The 19,567-nt window shown below is 39.3% G+C and carries 11 protein-coding genes; 2 read left to right on the top strand and 9 right to left on the bottom strand.

Annotated features, from left to right (window positions below):
- The 9 genes from AC1DPQ_RS01380 to AC1DPQ_RS01340 form a co-directional block, all read right to left on the bottom strand.
- On the bottom strand, positions 1-3,044 hold a 3,044-nt coding region (locus AC1DPQ_RS01380), incomplete at its 3' end, for a SusC/RagA family TonB-linked outer membrane protein (protein ID WP_477607620.1).
- Between the two features lie 29 nt (positions 3,045-3,073).
- On the bottom strand, positions 3,074-4,507 hold the full coding sequence (locus AC1DPQ_RS01375; protein ID WP_477607618.1) for a fasciclin domain-containing protein: 1,434 nt from the start codon (positions 4,505-4,507) through the stop codon (positions 3,074-3,076).
- A gap of 32 nt (positions 4,508-4,539) precedes the next feature.
- The gene (locus AC1DPQ_RS01370; RefSeq protein ID WP_477584616.1) at positions 4,540-6,354 is read right to left on the bottom strand and encodes a fasciclin domain-containing protein; all 1,815 of its coding nucleotides are present in this window, start codon (positions 6,352-6,354) and stop codon (positions 4,540-4,542) included.
- 10 nt (positions 6,355-6,364) lie between these two features.
- Entirely contained in the window at positions 6,365-7,831 is a 1,467-nt protein-coding gene (locus tag AC1DPQ_RS01365) for a RagB/SusD family nutrient uptake outer membrane protein (RefSeq protein WP_477607616.1), read from the bottom strand.
- Positions 7,832-7,841: 10 nt separating this feature from the next.
- Positions 7,842-11,087 carry a SusC/RagA family TonB-linked outer membrane protein gene (locus AC1DPQ_RS01360; RefSeq protein WP_477607614.1) on the bottom strand — a complete coding sequence of 1,082 codons (3,246 nt, stop codon included), beginning with the start codon at positions 11,085-11,087 and terminating at the stop codon, positions 7,842-7,844.
- Positions 11,088-11,093: 6 nt separating this feature from the next.
- The gene (locus AC1DPQ_RS01355) at positions 11,094-13,319 is read right to left on the bottom strand and encodes a fasciclin domain-containing protein (protein WP_477607612.1); all 2,226 of its coding nucleotides are present in this window, start codon (positions 13,317-13,319) and stop codon (positions 11,094-11,096) included.
- A gap of 437 nt (positions 13,320-13,756) precedes the next feature.
- The gene (locus AC1DPQ_RS01350) at positions 13,757-15,118 is read right to left on the bottom strand and encodes a hypothetical protein (protein ID WP_477584135.1); all 1,362 of its coding nucleotides are present in this window, start codon (positions 15,116-15,118) and stop codon (positions 13,757-13,759) included.
- 27 nt (positions 15,119-15,145) lie between these two features.
- Positions 15,146-16,528 carry a glycoside hydrolase family 88/105 protein gene (locus AC1DPQ_RS01345; protein WP_477607610.1) on the bottom strand — a complete coding sequence of 461 codons (1,383 nt, stop codon included), beginning with the start codon at positions 16,526-16,528 and terminating at the stop codon, positions 15,146-15,148.
- Between the two features lie 198 nt (positions 16,529-16,726).
- Complete coding sequence (locus tag AC1DPQ_RS01340) at positions 16,727-17,767, bottom strand: adenylate/guanylate cyclase domain-containing protein (protein ID WP_477607608.1); 1,041 nt, start codon at positions 17,765-17,767, stop codon at positions 16,727-16,729.
- A gap of 329 nt (positions 17,768-18,096) precedes the next feature.
- Here AC1DPQ_RS01340 and AC1DPQ_RS01335 point away from each other — a divergent pair, with 329 nt between their 5' ends.
- Both AC1DPQ_RS01335 and AC1DPQ_RS01330 read left to right on the top strand, forming a co-directional pair.
- On the top strand, positions 18,097-18,705 hold the full coding sequence (locus AC1DPQ_RS01335) for a GIN domain-containing protein (RefSeq protein ID WP_477607606.1): 609 nt from the start codon (positions 18,097-18,099) through the stop codon (positions 18,703-18,705).
- Between the two features lie 142 nt (positions 18,706-18,847).
- Entirely contained in the window at positions 18,848-19,456 is a 609-nt protein-coding gene (locus tag AC1DPQ_RS01330; protein WP_477607604.1) for a hypothetical protein, read from the top strand.
- Positions 19,457-19,567: the final 111 nt, after the last annotated feature.

Raw genomic sequence — 19,567 nt, 5'->3', positions numbered from 1 at the left:
ACATTATAGGTTACATTAATGGTTCGCAAACGTAAATAAGAGCCATCTTCTATCCAGCGGTCAGAAAAACGGGCGTTCCCTACCGGATCGCCATAAGTAGCTTTTGGTACCGACGTAACTTGTCCATCACCTTTCCACCTGTTGCCAATATTTGGTGTTTGGTTGTAATAAGTACTTCCAGATTCTAGCTGTGCCCTCGTATAATTGTAAACGTCGTTACCGCTAACAAAAGTGATTAAAGCATCTAAACTCCAGTTTTTGTAAGTGAAGGTGTTGTTAAAGCTTCCAAATAAATTCGGATTAGGATTACCAATAACAGTGCGGTCGGCATCGTCAATAATCTTATCGCCATTGCTATCAGTAAACTTTACATCGCCCCCTGTAAATGGTACAAGTGCTCCCAAACTGTTGCGGCTAGATAAACCTGAGGCAGCGGCCTCCGCATTGGTCGCAAAAACACCATTGGTTTTATAACCGTAAAACTGATTGGCCGACTGACCAACCTGGCTGATGTAAGCACCACCTGCATAACTGGTTATAACTGAATTTCCATCAGGTAAACTGGTAATTTTATTGGTTGATGTACCGATGGTTAAACCCGCATCCCATTTTAATTTTTCATTTAGAATCCGACCGTTTAAGGCTAAATCTAAACCATTTGTCTGCATGCCACCATTATTGTTGATAAAAGAAGCACTACCCGTAACAACACTCAGCAATTGATAGCTTAACATATTTTTAGTGCTGTTTCTCCAATAATCTAAGCTGATGCTTAGACGCTCACTAAAAAAGGAGCCATCTATACCAGTATTAAACTTGCGTACGGTTTCCCATTGTAGATTGGGGTTAGCAAAATTTCCGGTTACGATACCCCTGATGCCCAATACATTTTGAGAGGTATAATATTTTCTGGCGGTATAATTCCCAACATCATCATTTCCAACTAAACCATAGCTCATTCTTAATTTCAAAAGGTCAACACGGTGTAAATTGCGCATAAATTTCTCTGAAGAGATTACCCAGGCAGCACCAACAGCGGGTAAAACGGCATAACGGCTTCCATTAATCCTCAAACCATCATCGAAGTTTAAGAAACCCTGATCGGCCTTTGCACCAAAGCGCGAAGATCCATCAACAGCCATTGAGAAATTAACCAGGTATTTATCGGCATAGCTATAATTGGCAGACAGGTAATTGTTCAGCGTACGCCATTTCCCAATATCACCGCCAAATGTTCTAAAAGCGGCATTACTGTTACCAATGCTGATCAATTCATCTGTTGCAGAGTTAAAACCCAAAGCATAGTCCTGCTCGCTTTCGCTCTGCGAATAGCGTGTACCTACAATTGCATGTAATTTACTATATGAGCCGAAAGATTGATCGTAAGTTAAACGCAGATCGTTAAACACATTAAAAAACCTTCCTACCTGCGTACCCAAACGGCTATCGCCTACATAATTGGAAAGCGTATCGTTGGTTACCCCTTTTCTTGGAATAAAAAGCGTTTCCTGTGTTTTATCGTAAGTTACACCACTTAGGTTAGATAGTTTAAAGTTTTTGTTGAAAGTAAAATCGAAATTGATGTTTCCATAAAATCGATAAGCCTTTTTTAAATTTTGTCCTTTCTCGATTAAAGCTCTTGGATTACTCACCTGTAAGGTATCGTAATCCGCTAAATTTGGTGAAACTGCCCCAGTCGAATTTATTTCATTTCTGGCCATAAAAGGCGATTTAACCAAAGCTAAAAACAGTGGGTTGGTTACAGGAGCAATTCCCTGGTCTTTTAAACGCTGCTCTGTATAGGTAAATGATAAACTGGTGCTTCCCTGCAGTTTTTTAGTCAGGTTTAAATCACTATTAAAGCGCGTACTGTATTTTAAATTATCAGTGCTATCAATTACGCCCCGATCTCTGGCATAAGCAGCAGAAAGTGCATACTTCGCAATATTATCGCCACCGGTTACCTTTAAAAAATAGTTCTGATCGAAACTGCTTTTTAATACTTCATTCTGCCAATTCGTTTCATTGTGGTATTTAAAATAATCGGGATTGGTTGGACTGTCGTTCATATAAGGTTTTGCGGCAATGGCACTATTGCTTAAGCCCTGACTTTTTAAAATATCAGAAAGATATAACCTATAATCAGAAGCCCCCATTACAGGTAAGTTTTTAGGCTTGAAATTGAAACCTGCGTAACCAGAAAAATCGATATTGGTGGCCAGATCGTGTGCACGGTTGGTGGTAATTAACACCACCCCATTTGCCGCTTTCACCCCATAAGTCGCTGCCAAAGCCGCATCTTTAATGATGCTGATATTTTCAATATCCCGAACATCGATAAATTGAAGCGGGTTGTTAACATGACCTTTAATTAGCGAAGTACCGTAATTATTGGCATCGAAAATCATTCCATCAACCACATATAAAGGCTGATTTGTAGCATACAGAGAGTTAAATCCTCTGATGAGCACATCGGCACCTACACCAGGCGTTCCTGAGCGCCTGGTAACTTTAACCCCTGCTGCCCTGCCCTGAACGTAACTCATTACACTTTCAGAATTACTGGCCCAGTTGCCTTGCAAACTCACATTACTGATGGCGGGTATTGCCCGCGCCTGAGAAACCGTACCTATCGGCGTAACTACCTCGTTGTAAACCGAGGCAAATGATAACGGGTAAAGTTTGGTTCTGATTTCTTTGTCTTTATAAACCGGTAGCACCTTGGTTTGGAAACCATTACCCGAAATAATAATGCTGGCCTTATAATCGGGTACGACTACAGTAAACCTTCCTTTTTCGTCGGTAATGGCGGCATTAAAACCAGTAACCGTGATATTAATGCCCACTAAAGGCTTATTGGTATTCCCATCGAGCACAACTCCCCTTATTTTTTCACCCTTAACTGCGCGGGCCTTTACTTTTACGGTAGTGGTATCTGTTTCGGTTTTCATCGAATCTACTTCCTGTGCCTGTGCAGCTAAGCCAAACACCAGTAAGCAAAGTAGCATGCCCCAAACTTTTTTTATCGTTGTAAAATTATACATAGTATTTTTTTTGAAAGCAAGATTCATAATTAAGGTAAAACTGGTTCGAAGCGTAGATAATCCAATATGAGTGTACTCACATTTACATTCGTACTGTTTGCAGCGGTTAACCTCACCTGAAAATTGCCAAACTGTGCTGGCGTGTATTCTCCTAAGTAGGTTTCGTTATAGGTTAAGGGATTTACCAGATGGGTATAAAACAAAGTATAACTTACTGTGGCGGGGTTAAAAAAGAAGTAACGCTGTGTAAATGCCGCCACCTGTGGGTCGCCAGGCAAACCAGAAATGGCCCTTGCGTAAACTTTATATTTTACCACAGGTAAATTGGCTTTAGTATAAAACACACCAAATTCGGCATATTTATGGTCATAAACCTCGATATCATTAAAGGTTTTCCCTAAATTATCGAGTTTTGTGCGGTATAAAAGTGTACGTGCAGCACTAACGAATTGTGGTTTTTCACCTTCGATTTTAAATTCTGGTATTTTATCTTTTAAACGGAAAGGCAGTGCATTTACAACATGCACCATCCCGTTACTGGCCCGGTAGGAACGGATAATATTAGCCTTATTGACTGGCACTTTTACGCCTTGTAAAGAAATCAGTGTATCTGGCAACTTTTCAATCGGGTAAACGCCTTTAACGGTTAAATCTTTTACCAAGAAGTAGGAAGCATTCAAATTCGGATCTACACTTGGATAATAGGTTGAAAGTTTTGCCGATTCGGCTGTAAAAGCAGCATCCTGTAATATAAAATAAGTGTATTGCTGGCTTTCGTCTCTCAAATCGGCTACATTTACCCAGTAAGTATTTCTGGATATCATTGGTGGATTGGGGGCAAAAATTGGATTTCCCAATGCATTATAACCAATAACAGTAGCGTTTGCGGTATCGATAACGGTAATCGACAGGTTATTAATGTAGTTTTTTTGCAAAGCACCATCAGTACTATTGAGCATATAATCCCAAATATTCTGTTTGGTTGGAACAGCCTGATCTACGGTATACAATACTCCATTTTTTACGAACTGGCCAGCAACAGAAACATTGCCTTCTTCAAATTTAGTGCTGGTAAAAACACCAAACTTATTATTAAGCAGTTTCAACCTTGTGGTATCGCCCTCTTTGTTTAATGGGAAAGTAGATAGTGCAATATGGTTGGCAACAAAATCTTTTAATTTTGCTGGATCAGAAACAATTGCTGCATCTAAACTGGCTAAAGCCTGATTGGTTGGTGCCCAAACCGTATAATTTTGCGCAGCTGCAAGCACCTTATCATAACCCGTAGTTTTAACATAACCGTTAAAAACACTTAAGTTAGACTGGGCATCGAGCTTTTGTGCAAGATCTAAACTGTTATCTACATTGGTAAGCTCGTTATGAAGTTCCAGGTTATCTTTACAGGAATATAAAACTGCACTGATACTGAGCAGGGCAACATATATTATATATTTTCTAGTCATTATTTATATTATTAGTTCTATAGCTCAATTAGTTATGGGCGTTTATAAATCAGGCCCGACGGACTAAATCTTGGATAGTTCTGATCATCATCAATTGGAATAAAGTGAATCATATCCATATTCATAATTCCACTTCCATTACCACGCAGGGTAGTAAACCTAACCCAGTGTTTATCAGTTGTTTTAATATCTACTACCCCGGCCAATTTCCCGACCATAACCGACCATAAATTATTCTGTGAGATGGGCTGTAAACCATTTACACCGTTACTTACATCGGCAGTTGTGGCCATATAGCGTTTAAAACCGTTGGTTAACATCAATCCATCTGCAGAAGGCAAGGCTGCATTGGCAGTAGGTACCCCAGAACTGGTTAATGTTTGCGCAAAATCGACCAGATTTGGCAATAACTGCTCTTGTGTTGTACCCACATCTACCCCAACCTGCGTAAGTGGTCCGGAGCCATTGTAGGTATAACAGATCCACACTTTGTATTTACCTTTAACCAGCATAGGAGTTCTGATTTCCATCCAGATAGAGCGTAAAGTATTACTGGTGGTTGGGTTAAACTGAATTACATCCCTGTTGGCGTAACTCCGACCATCAGATGCACCGATTGGTGTTGACGACACGGCATAAACAGGGCCAATTGTTCCCGACCGGTAAGCATCGAGCCTGATGCCTGCTGTAATCAATTTTCCGTTTTGTAAAAGCTGAATGGTTTGTCCGGGGGCCCGCCAGGCCGCTAATAATTTTAATTCTGGCTGATCGCCTATATCGAAGAAAACACCCGTAGGTACCCTTGGTTTAATTTTGTAAAAACCTTTCGATTCGTGTAAAACCCCATTCGAAGTAGTAACATTACTAAAAGTTCTGTTTACTTCTACTCCGGGCTCAATCACCCCATTAAATTCATCGTCATTTAATAAGATTTTGGTTCCCACTAATTTTGTGGTTACAATTTCACTAGGCACCAAAGTAGATAACGAAGGTGAAGAAACAATATCAGGCGTATAACTTGCACCTGTTGAAATATGGTAAGCTACATACATCCACAAACTATCAGTATGGCTTTTCGGATTACCTGTTTTTGAAAGTTTGGCTTTTAAGGCCGCGTAATTACTAAAACCTGCAGCTTGTAATGCAGAATCGGATTCGAGAATTACCGTTTGAAAACGACGGGTAGTATCAGGAATAGCCGATTGCACATAATTCAACGAATCATAAAATCCAGTTTCTTTTAAGGCTTGCGTAAAAATACTATACCTGTTGTTCGTTTCTATACTTGCTGCCAATGTTTTGGTTGATGGTATTAACACATGATCGATAACGTGGATAATACCGTTACCTACCCTTACATTAGATTGTGTAATGAGCGCCTGTTTGTTGATGATAAAACTACTTACACCATCTTTAAAAGTAACACCAGTTTGCAAATACTGACCATAAAGGGTGATCTGGGTTAGCTTCCCATCGGTAAATTTGCCTGTAGCAACGGTATCTGGCAAAACGTGGAAACGAACAACGTCTTTCAGTTCTGCAGCTGATAATTGATCGACTGCTGTTTTATTTAAACTTTTCAACCAATCGTTAACTGCATTATTATCAGGAGTAAACATGGTGTATTTGCCATATGCTGCCAAATAACCTTTTGTACCCGATCTTTCTAAGATTTGGGTAAACAAAGAAAATTTTTCTGGATTTTTCTCCAAAAATCCGGTAATGTTTACATCATCAGTAGTACTTAATGTTAAACTTTCTCTTTTACAGGCATTAATCACGAAGATTATAAATGCACTGAGTATAACCAAATAGGTAATGTTGCGGATGTCTAATTTCACTTTCATATCACTTATTCTATTTAGTGTAAAATGGATTTTGTACGAGATTAGGATCTGTAAATAACTCACTTTGATAAATCGGCAAGTAATGGCTATTGGGATCTCTAAATTTGGTAATGGCCGATTGTTGAAGCGTAGGCGATACTGTTTTGGCTGCAAGATCTAACAAAATATCAATACGGCTATAGTTATTGCGTTTGGCGTGGCGTAAAAGATCGAACCATCTTTTGCCTTCAAAAGCAAATTCTCTGGCACGTTCGGCCAAAATATAATCGCACAAAGCTTCAGTTTCTGAAGGGTCTACAGTAACTTTCGTAGCATTTACAGCATTACGTCTTAATCTCAGTTCATCAACTAATGCCAAAGCTTCTACACCACCTCCGGTTAAGGCCAAAGCTTCGGCTTTAATCATCATGATATCTGAATAACGGTATGCTTGCCATTTTACGTAAGAAGGATTTTCCGTGCCGTATTTTTGAATGGTAAAAGCCGCATTATAATAAGAGCCAGGTCTGATATCATAGTTATTATCCGGATCAACGTCGTCTGGAATAAAGATTTCGGTACTCAAAAACGGGGAACCGATAAAACGTMGTCTGGTATTTACCAGTAAAGTATAAAACGGGTTTTCAATCGCCTGGTCAAATTCAAATATGGTTTCGATGGATGAACCTTTAAAAAACACATTATTATACCAGCCAGAACCTGCACCAACCAGGGCAAATCTTTGCGAACTGATGATTTTATTACATTCGGTAATACAGTTCGGATAATCTTCCATCCATAGGTACACATCTGCCAGCAAAGCATTTACAGTAAATTTGGTTACCCTACCCTTATCAAATCTTGTGCTACCATAAGTGGTAACCGCTCCTTGCTCTGCTTTTTTTAAGTCGGCAACAATCTGTTTTAAAATATCGGCCTGTTTGGTTTTCGGCAGATCCTGTAAATCGGTATCTTTTACAGTAGCGGTTAATTTTAAGGGTACATCTCTAAAGGTACGCAACAGGTAAAAATACATAAGACTTCTTAGCGTAAGCGCTTCTGCCACATAACCGTTCAATGCTGCATCGGTAAAAGTGGGATCGGTAGCTTTAACGCCAGGCGCAAAATCGAGCACCGTATTGCAGTAGTTAATGGTACGGTAAAATGCTGCCCATCTTGCTGTTGTATTATCCTGGGTAATATTTACATTAATAATATCCGTTTCTTCTGTTGTAATACTAGGCCCGCCTGCAATCATATCGGCCCTAAGCTCACCATACATAAACATGTACTCCAATAAAGATTTATCACCAATACCCGGAGGAGGCGCCAGTAATGAGGTATAACAACCAGAAACTGCTGCTAAAACATCTTCTTTCGTTTTCCAGAACTCTTGTCTGGTAATTCCATCTCTAGGTTTAAGATCGAGCCATTTGTTGCAAGAGCTGCTCATCACCAGCATCATTACCAAACAAGTGCTATATAAAATATTTTTCATCAGTTTTGAATTAAAAGTTAGCAGTTAAACCGAAAGTAATAGTCTTAATTGGCGGCGTGGTAGAATTATCTATCACTGTGTTCGACCCGTTTAACTTAATCGGCACCTCTGGGTCCTGACCAGTATATTTAGTAAATGTTAAGATATTCTGAACGGTAAGATTGGTGGTAAGCGATTTCATGCCCAATCTCTTCATAAAGGTTTTGCCAAAATCGTACTTTAAAACCACCGAGCTCAATCTTAAAAATGATCCGTCTTCAATATAGCGGTCGGAGCCTAAAAAGTTATAACCTGTACCGTACATGGCTCTCGGCATATCGGTAACATCGCCCTCTTTTTTCCACCTGCGCAATACCGCTGTACTTTGGTTATTAAAACCATACATATTGGTGGTGTTAATTTTAGTACCATTGATAATATCGTATCCGGTACGGAAAGTGAAATTAAAACCTAAACGAAGGTTTCCGTTGATGGTTAGGTTAGATCCAAATCCCCCTGTTAGTTTCGGGTTACCATTACCCAGGTACACAATATCTTTATAATCGATGTTCCCGTCGTGGTTAATATCTTCATACATGGCATCGCCCGGTTGGAAAACATAATCAATAGATGGATAAGCAAAACGCATGTAAATTTTATCGCCGTTCGGTCCAACAATCTGGTTTCCGTTCTCATCCAATGCAACTGTTGCGTTTTTATCAGGATATACACCTTTAAACTTGAAACCGTAAAACGATCCGAAAGGATTATTTTCCTGCACAAATACTTTGTACACATTGTTGCTGGTTACCCTACCTTTATTTTCTCGAGGGTATAGCGGAGAAACCTCGCGGATTACGTTTTCGTTGTGTGCAATATTGAAAGCAAGATCTAGTCTTATCTTTTTCTTTTTGATGACGGTAGCATTCAGGTTTACTTCCCAGCCTTGGTTATCCATTGTACCCACATTCATATCAACACCGCCATATCCGTTATAACTCGGTACTTGTAAACCTGGATAAAACAGATCGGTAGTACGTTTACGGTATAAATCGAAGTCGATATTTAAATTTTTAAAGAGGTTTAAGGTAATACCGAGATTGGATTGGGTAACCGTTTCCCACCTTAAATCGGTTAATTCCATATTGGTAGAATACACACCGGCATTATCCAGGTAACTAAAACCGTAATTCTGATAAATATTGAAGTAAGAATAATCGTTACGCGGAACGTTACCACTTTTACCGTAGCTGGCCCTTAAACTAAAATCATCTACATATTTGGCCTTTTTCATAAAAGGTTCTCCAGATATCCGCCAACGGCCAGAAACTGAAGGAAAAATACCATATCGGTTAGCAGCACCAAACCTGGAGTTACCATCGCCCCTAATGCTACCATTAATGATATAACGGTCTAAAAATTTGTATTGAACGTTAGCCAATAAACCAACTGACCTGGTTTGTCCTAAAGATGAGGTTGCAGAACCTGTGTAATTGGTACGGCTATCAACAGAAGGATCGGATAAATACGATGATGCGGTATTGGTTGAAAACAGGTATTGACCAGTTCTGCGGCTATCTTCACTATCGAAGCGTAAAAAGCCAATAATATCATGTTTATCATTCAGTTTTGGGGTATAAGCCAAAGTCATACTAGTGTTCATGGTGAATGAATCGCCATCAGCATCTGAAGCAGTATTGACCACCGATTCGGTATAAGGCCGCCCTGTTGCAATTTGAGGAAGGAAGGTTTTTACTTTGGTGTTGTTAATGTTTACCATAAAACTTCCATTCAGGCGTAACACACTCGGTAAAATTTCGTACTGTAAACTAAATTTTGGTGTAATACGTTCGCCCAATTGGTGGTTACTACCTGCTGATGCCATTGCCAATGGATTAAAAGTACTGGCATAAGCGCCCTGGGCAGTTGCGGCAGGACTAAAAAAGTTTGATGTTAAATTTCCATACTCATCATACTCATAAATACTTTGGTTAGGCATTTTGGTATAAGCAACGTCTCTAACCCGGGTATTAAAAAGTCCGTTCTGATCGATATGTGTATAAGAAATATCAGAACTGAACCTGATTTTGTTCGACACCATATAATCTAAATTCACCCTTGCCGAAACACGGTTTAAATCGGTGCCAATGGTAGTACCTGTTTGGTTAAAATAATTTACCGAAGCACGGTATCTGGCTTTTTCACCACCCCCCGAAATAGACAGGTTATGATCTTGAAGGTAACCTACCCTCGTAATGGCTGATAACCAATCGGTATTGTTGCTGTAATTATAGTAATTATAAGGATCGTTCGGATCATATTGAAATTGCTTTGCAAATTCTGAAGTAGAAAACTGACGGCCCGCATTATAATATTCTTCCAAAACGAGTGATGAATATTGGTTACCATCCAACATCGGGATCGGACTTGGCTGTTTAGAATACGAACCTTTAAAATTATAGGAAATAGCTGGCGGACCAATTGAACCTCTTTTTGTGGTAATGATCAATACACCGTTTGCTGCTCTCGATCCCCAAACGGCTGTAGCCGCAGCATCTTTTAGCACACTAATTTCTTTAATATCAGATGGGGCAATATTTAATAACTGACCATAATTGTTCTCATCAGAGGTGGCAAAGTTAAAATCAGAAGGGATGGTAATATCGTAAGGCATACCATCCAATACAATTAACGGATCGGTTGCGCCATTAATGGAAGATGTACCGCGGATACGGATCTGCATCGGCGCGCCCGGATCACCCGTACTGGCGGTAATGTCAACCCCTGCCATGCGGCCTTGCAAAGCCTGATCGATTGATGCCGATTGGAGGTCTTCGAGTTCTTTGGCATCAATGGTAACCGTAGCCGAAGTCTGATCGCGTTTATCGATCGTCATTCCACTTCCATTGTTCGTTTTGGCTTTCGAAACAATCTGAACCTCATCCATCTGATTTTCAGAAGGTTCCAACTGGAAATTGATTACTGCTTTATCGATATTAACAGGTGCTGAAGACCTATAACCAATATATGAAACCGATATCCGATAAGTTTTATCTGCTACCGGTAAAGAATAGTTTCCATCAATATCKGTCGAAACGCCTTTAATTACCCTTTTGTCTTTATCAACAATTACAACAGATGCACCAATAATGGGCTGCTTATCTTTTTTATCAATTACCTTACCCTTTACATAGTTAATTTGTTGTGCATAGGTTAGGGACGATACCAACAAACAGCATAGTAAAATAAAAAAACTATAATTATATCTTTTAGTCATCTCGGTTTAGAATTGATATTTTAAATAAGAATTGATTTGGTGAATCACCGTTCTGTTAGATAACACGTTGCTCCTATCGGTTGTACCCAGCAAAACATTCACAGAAGTATTGGTTACATCTCTTAGCGTGAGCGTATTGGTGGTATTGGTAAATACAGTAACCTTGGCTGCATCTCCCGAATCGTTTTTAAGCAAACTTTCAAAAGAACCTGTTTTCTGTCCGTCGCTTGCTACTGTGCTTTTAATAATATGGTATTGGATAAATTTGGCCACCTTGCTAATATCTCCGGCGTCTGTTGGCGCATAATTTGGCGTTCCGTTGGCTAGTTTTGGTAATAATCCAGCGGTTACCGCAGCTTGTATAGCCGCATTTGTAGGAATGAAAACGGTGTAAGGGCTTCCATCGGTAACCCCTTGAATTGCGCCTGTAGCAGCTGTATAAAGCGTAACGTTATTTTTAAGGTATTGAAAGAAGGAATAATAAGGATCGGTTGTTAGCGTACCATATTTTTCGATATGCTTGCTTACCGGAAGTACAGTATACATCAGTACTTTGGCAGCATAGGCATCAGCTCCATTAACAGCTGTGGCAACCGAATCGATCTTAATACTTTTATCGGCAACTGCGGGTAAATCTTCTGTGCCAGCTGAAGAGAAAAACCCGTTGTTGTACTTAATGTATTCACCACCAGAAGTTTCTAAAATACCAGCTGTTGTAGCAAAATTTGGTACAGCACGGTCACCCAGTGGGATAATATGCGTTTGCAAGAGTCGTCTTAAAATATTGAGGTCGCCCCTAATTGGCGACGAAGGATAAAAGGGATCGTATGAAAATCCTAAACTTACCAGGGTGGCATCAGGGATGGGAATAACAATGTATTTTAAAGAGGCTGTTTTAATCGGAATAGCATAACCCAATACATCAAGCGCCTGTTTCATAATGTAATAGGTAGGATCTAAATTTACCTTCCCATATACGGTTGAAAATACATTGGCATTTTGGGCAGTGTTTACGCCGTAAAACAATCCATTACTTAAAAACTGCTTGTCTACAACGTTTGCAGGCGTAAGTTTAGTGGCTTCGCCCAAAAAGCTGTTAACCGTATTAAACTTGCTTGGCCATACTGTAGTTCTATATAAATGTGAGTTGATAAAATCCCTGATGATATCGGATCTTAAAGAAAACAGTTCGTTCAGCTGTGCTTTATAGTTTCCGGGCTGCAACCTGTTTTTTGCATAATATTTTAACAGCACTTTTGCATAGGCCTCAACCGCGTCATCGGTTGGTGCAAAAATGGTATACATGCCAATCTGTGCATCGTTGGCATCATCTTTCAGGTAATTTTCGTTATTAGGCGAAAAACCAAGCAATATGCTATAGTTTTTAACGTAAACATTATCACTTTTACCCGTTAACACCTGATAACGATGGGTAATATCAGTATTCACATTATAGCTTACATATTTATCCAAAAGGGATTTGAAAGCACCATACTGTGATTTAGTGTCAATATACTGATCAATACTTTGTGGCGGGGTAAGCACTTTATCTACGATGTGGATTACGCCATTTTCGGCTACAATATCTTGTTCGATAATTTTTCCAGGGCCAACATTTTTTCCGGTATACTCGGTATTGGGATAAAAATAATTATAATCTAAAGCACTAATGCCTGCAAAAGAGATGAAGGGGGCAAGAAAATAGGGTAGGTTTTTATTGTTAAAGTCGGTTGGTAAATAAGTTCCGTTTCGGTTACCCGCAATTACCTTTATCGCTTTACCATCATTGTCTACGCCATCGTAAACAAAATCGTAATAAACGGTACGTCGCCTAAAACCAACATTTTTAACGAAACCTTTTGCCGTTAAATTATCGCTTAAACGTTCTACTTTCTCTCCATCATAGGTCATTGAATAACGTACAATTGCCGAAGCCAGCGTTGCATTTATCTCGGTTAAGTTGTTTTCGGACATGTAAGTGGCAAAAGCCGCATCTGTTGGTGCAAAAACCGTCCACGAACCTGCTTTGCTTAAGGTTTCTTTATAGCCCGATTTATCTATACAATCTAAAAATCTGGTAAAATTCCCTTTGGCCTGAAGTTGTTGATAAATCGGATCGGCTAATGTTTCAGGACGGCCATAGAACTCATCAAATTCTTTTTTCCGGCAAGCGCTGAGAATGAATATAACCGCCAAATTAACGATTAAAAATTTCTGTAAAATTTTACTCATAGCAATTTCATTGGATAAACGGCCATTAAAATACTGGGCAATAAAAAGCTATGGATCTAAATCAATTAGAAATTAAAAAATGCAAAAACTGACTTAAAGGGTGAGTAGATTTTTACTGCATAGAATCGTATTAACGTTCGTTAATTAAATAGTTGGTTAAAAAGTTATTTGGTTAGTGAATTATTTCTTAAATATATAAAGGCAGAACAAAATTCCCATCCTGTACTATCCTGTCTTCTTACTATAAAATATTATCATAAAAAGATAATATCGATCTTCAGCATACCTAAATCGTTTTAAGCAAGCCTTAATGCCTTTAAAAAAAATTAAACAACAGCGTTAATGATCAAAAAAAACATTAACAGTACAACAAATAATACAAAATATGAGGACTATCCTGCAATTCGCAGTAGCATGTAATGTTGTTTAGTTTAAAGTTATTTGATATTCATCCATCCTTCCGGGATAGCAATCACACAGATATTCATGGATCGGTTGTCTTCAGATAACATCGCTGACTGGATTTCGATTTTTTTACCATCAGGGCTCATGGTAGGATGCGGATGATCTGCCGCTGTTTGCTTATGCCCTGCCGAGAGCAGTTTCATTTCATGTGTTTTCCTATTAATCAGATAAATGCTTCTCGAAAAATCGTCGCCTACGGCCCACTTTCCGTCTGGAGAACCGCTTACATGCCAAAGCCCGCTGCCCGTTGGCGTTTGTCCTTCAATTCTCATTTCCCTTGTTCTTAAATTTACAATGGCCAGCCCGGTAGGTTTTTCGCGGGTGCCTGATGGTCCCCAGGCATTTTCTTGCCCGGGATTGGCACCGTTCACTTCAGTTTGGGGGGCAGATACAGCACCGGTTCCAGGTATAGGCCTGTGCCCCATAATGGCCATGGCTACCTCATCACGCGAAATTATGGCTTCATGGGTAACCCATTCATAATCGGCTTCTGGATATAGTGGCCGTAAGCCTGTTCCATCAGCCAATACGGTCCAGGTTCGCTGTGGGGATTTACCTCCGGTTTCCCAGCAAAAAACAATTTCGCCGGCAAGCCAAGGATTGGTCTGTATATGCCCTATCTGAAAAGGAACCGAAATTACATATTTGATTTCGCCGGTATGGATATTCATCCCTGCTATACCCGATGGGCCAGCGCCCATTTTCCGCGGCCCAAAGTTTGGTTCCAGTTTAATTCCTGCTGCAAGATGTTTAGCCGCTTCTTCTTTACCCACCCTGAAATAGGCCCAGTTTTCGTCGCCATCAAGCGCCATATCGCCACCAGCACCAATTTCTTCGGGGGTGGTTCCACAAACACGCTCATAAGTTGATACAGGTTTCATTTTACCAGATTTACTATCTGCAAATACCTTAGCCAGATCCACCTCTATAATTTTTACTGCGCCTCCTATGCGTTTGCCCGAATCAATATTCCGCATAAAATATAGTTTCATCGATTTTCTGGCCACATTCAACATTCCGGTATAGCCACCTTCGGTAACCTGAACAAGATCTCCCGTCTGCTCATTTACCGCCATTGCTTCTCCTTTAACCCTGCCCGATCGGAATATCAGCCATCGTCCATCAGCAGTCCATTGGTTATGTGTCTGATAAATTTTCGAATCTCCTGCGGGCCTACTGGTTAAAAAAGTAAGTACAACACCCGTAACGGGATCTTTAACAACTTTTCTTTCCGAAGGAAAACGTTTACCTATCTGTGCGTAGCCAGCGTGATGGTTAAATACTAAAATGCAGGTAAAAACGGCAATAATAAATGAACAGGGTATATATTTCATCTTTATTTTGGTTAAATGCGGTGTTGATTATTTATACATCTGTACCGAACTATCGTTTATTACGAAAGGATGCTCTTGTAACAAACGATAAGTTTCTGCTCCTGCTAAAAGCACCGGACCATAGCTATGTGCAGCAAAAACATTTACAGGCCTGTAATAGTAAAACGCAGGATCGAAACCCATGCCCGTACCCACACATGTACCTTCTACCTGACCGTTTGCATTTATTTTAGTACTCACGGCATTCCAGGCCAACAGCGCCATAGGACCATAAGCTTTGGCATCAAGCCAGCCTTTGTTTACTGCGCGGGCAATGCAATAACTATAAATAGCGGTAGCTGATGTTTCCAAATAAGAATCGTTACGATCCAAAAGCTGATGCCAAAAACCTGTTCCATCCTGTAAAGCTGCCAAACCTTTTACATGTGCTTTTAACATTTGCAAGATATAGGATCTACCTGGATGGTTTACAGGCAAGGCATCCAGCAGTTCTATTTTGGTCATAAGTGCCCAGCCATTTGCCCTCGCCCAATGAAACTGCGGATGAGGATCCATATCCTGGACCCAACCATGCATATACAATCCTTTTTCTGGATTAAACATCCGTTCGGCAAACAATCTGTATTGTTTCACCGCTTCGTCAAAATATTTCGTATCACCAGTTAGTACGCCCATCTGGGCAATTGCCGGCAGGCTCATGTAGAGATCATCAAGCCATAACGTATTGGGTTGCGGCCTGTTCCTGGCCAATGTACCGTCTTTCAAACGGAACTCTTTGGTCATGATGTAATTTAAATAATGATCAATAACCGGGCGGAGATCGGCTTTCACTTCTCCTGTTCGCTGCGCCTTAATCATTGCAGCAGCAATAGAACCTGCATCATCCAGTGCATGTGGATCTATTACCGAACGAACCGGTGTTACTGCCCCTTTATTTGTTTTTAAATATTTTTGATATGCAGAAACAACATTTGCCAAAAAACTAACCCGCTTAACGGTATAATCTTTAAATTTTTGATCTCCTGTTGCAGTAGCAACCTCCAGCATGCCAGTATAAGTAACACCCCATTCGTAACTCGTTAAACGATAGTCTCCAGGTTTAAATACCGAACTGGAATCTGCTTTTTTTAAATCCGAAATCACTTTTCCCGAAACCTTATCTATCAGTTCGAAAGGAGTGGTTTTATCAAGGTAGTTAAAAACGCGATCCAGCGATACTTTAATATCTGCCATTTTTGTTTCACCATAAGGTGTAACATAGGCCGGTTTTAACAGATGTAGCGGCGCGGTAACATCATTCCCTTTATGTTCTACATATTGAGCAAAAGCAGGCACACCGGCGCATATCGTAATACAAAAGAATAATATTTTAGATCCCGAAGTTTTAATCGGATTGGTAAAAACAAACATAATAGATGGCTTAAACTATATCATTGCTCCCAAATGGGGACAAAACATATAGGGGTTTATAAATGGTTAATCAAGCCAATCTATCACATTTAAAAAAAAGAAGCGACCTGCTCTGTCCTGCTTCTTCCGTAAAGAAATTATTACAGTATTATAGCGCATGTAATTAAATAGGATTTACAACTCTAAACTTGGCGTGTATTAAACAGGCTGTACAGCTACGAGCTGCATTTCTTTTTCCTTTCCGCGAAGCTTAATTGCACCTAACATTTGCGTGGTATAACAATCTGTTAACTGTAGTTCTTCAATTAGCGCTATCGATACCAGCATCTCCTGGTTAAACTCCTTGCACATATTCTGAATTCTTGAAGTGGTATTCAGTACATCTCCAGAATAGGTAATATCGCGTTTTATAATCCCCACTTCGCCTGCTATAATCTTTCCGCAATGAATACCTGCTTTAAAAGCAGGTATTAAACCATACTTTCCAATGTACTTATCCCTCAGAAGTAACAGATGCGCTTTGATATCAAAAAAACAATTGATGCATTTATTGTTTCTTAATCCTTCATCATAACGCCAGGCAATTACCACTTCATCACCTACATATTGGTATATTTCTCCCCTATTTTCTAAAATAGGATTGGTAATATCGATAAAGATGTCTTTTAATAATTCGTGGTATTTTTTATCTCCGAGGCTTTCGGCGATGGTGGTTGATGAATTTAAGTCGAGAAACATAAATATCCTTGATTCTTCTTTAGGTGTATTGTATTTTCCACTGATAATATCCCAGAAAATACCTTGCCCAAACTTACTGTTTATCTGCAGCAGCAACTGCGTTATGGAAACCACAAAGGCCCACACCAATCCGTTTTTTAAAAATCTTTTCGAATCGCCCAGTTCATAGAGGCTCAGTATCTCGTTTACAATCRAAATAACGCCTAAAAACGATCCGGCAACAATTAAGAGGGTATAACCATAAGGCTTATCGTTATATTTTACATTTACAAAAAATACGAGCAAACTTCCTCCTAACAGTGCCCCAAACAAGCCAATAACTGCATTTAGTACAATTGAAGAAAATAAGGTATAGCCTGGTGCTGGCCCTAAAGAATTTCGGGTATGCAGCACAAGGTCCTCAAAAATGGCAATTACCATCCCAGCTGTCGTCCAAGCCAGGATAATGACCAATAACTGCTGAAGTTTCTGCTGTGTTTGCCGATTAATTTTTACTGACATCGTGATTTCTATTCAAAACGACTGATTCAATATACTTTAACTTTTACTAAAATAATGAATATAATCTTACATGTGCCCTAATAAACAATTGAAATAGCAATTACCTGCTAATACACAAAAACTGTTCGCTGCCGCACAACTACTGTTCGGAAATGAACATACCTAAACGAATAATAAGCAAAAACAACCCTTACAAAGCGATTGAGGTGACATTTGCTTTTTGGCACCCGCTTAGTTAACCACGAAACTGAATAATGTTGGTACAAGCTGATTTTAAATAGTGCACCATCATAAACTTAATAAATTTTAACATTTAAATAAAAAACACAATGAAAACTTCAATTAAAACGCTAATCGTTATTGCATTAGCAGTAATTACTTTAACGGCCGCCCTTCCAAACAACTTAAGGGCTACAGAAAAAAACACGACGATGCTTTACAAGATTCAAAACTTTAGAAGGATTGTGATAAAGGGAAATGTAGAAGTGATGTTGGTACAGCGGCCCGCAATTGGAATATCTTTTGCAGATGATAACACTGGAAATGTGAAAGTTACCCAGCAGGGCGAGGTACTACGCATTACCAGCCTCGATAAAGAGAAGTGTAAACTTGTTATTTATGTAAACGATATCTACCGCATTGAGGCTGATCAAAATGCTGTTGTAAAAACAGAAGCAAAGCTCAGCACTAAATTTCTCCAGATCATTCTTAAGGGGAATGCCTTTGCCGACATCAATACCAGTAGCGAAGGTTTATATACTGAAATTCTCGACAATAGTACATTAAAACTCAAAGGCAATACCAATCGCCATACGCTGATTATGGGCAAAGCACCAAATTTGACTATCGATCGTTTTGCTGCCACCCAAACAGATGTTAGCCAGATAGAAACCGCAACAGAAGAAATTGTTGCCCTTGTTCCATCCTCAGTTCAATAAATGGTAGGAGATTGGGGTTTAAAAGTAAATCATTCTGCCCAATAATTTTGCTTATTACACAAACAACCAATAGAGACAGTTATTTTTTCTATTTTGCATTCAAAACAAAGTTTACCTCTAGACTAAATAACATCATTAGCAAATGAAACTCTCTGAAAACTTACAAAAGTTATTGCCGTATGGTTACCTGTTCCTTGTGGTGATGGGGATATTAAAAGAAAGCATTTTTTACTATCAGATTGGTATAAACATTTTAAAGTACACCACGATTATGGATGTATTAATCAGTCCGGTGGCAACACTAACAGCTCATCCGGCGGTATTAATCGTTACGACAGGTTTTATTATCCTCGCTTATGCTTACCCGACCTATCTGGCAAAGCGAAGGGATAAAAAGTGGGCACAAAATCTTTCTGGCCTAAAAAATCCTGAAACACTTAGTGAAGAGGAAGTAGGAAATCATTTTTCGAAACTTTTCACTATTGTTTTTGCCATTGGGCTCCTATCACTGTTTTTGGGAATCGGACTTGGACAAGGGAAAAACTTATCAAAACACATCCGCAATAACGAACTCCAATACGACCGCAAGCTGAATTATTCGAACGGTGAATCTGAAGACATTTATTTGATCGCCACAAATAGTATTTATTATTTCTACCTATCCAAAGGAAACAGATCAATTAAGGTTGCTCCAATTGGTGCTATAAAAAATTTAGAAATCCCACTAAAAGCTTCGATTAGTGCTAAATAGTAATCTTATTTCTGAATAAAGTGTTCAAGTGTTTTAATTAAAAAATACGCATGAAGAAATTATTGATTCCAAATGTGCCATTTACTTAAAAATGATAAAAAAGGGAAAAGT

It is taken from the genome of Pedobacter sp. 01T416_2 (genome assembly GCF_056398925.1).
This window is presented reverse-complemented; position numbering and strand designations above follow the sequence as displayed.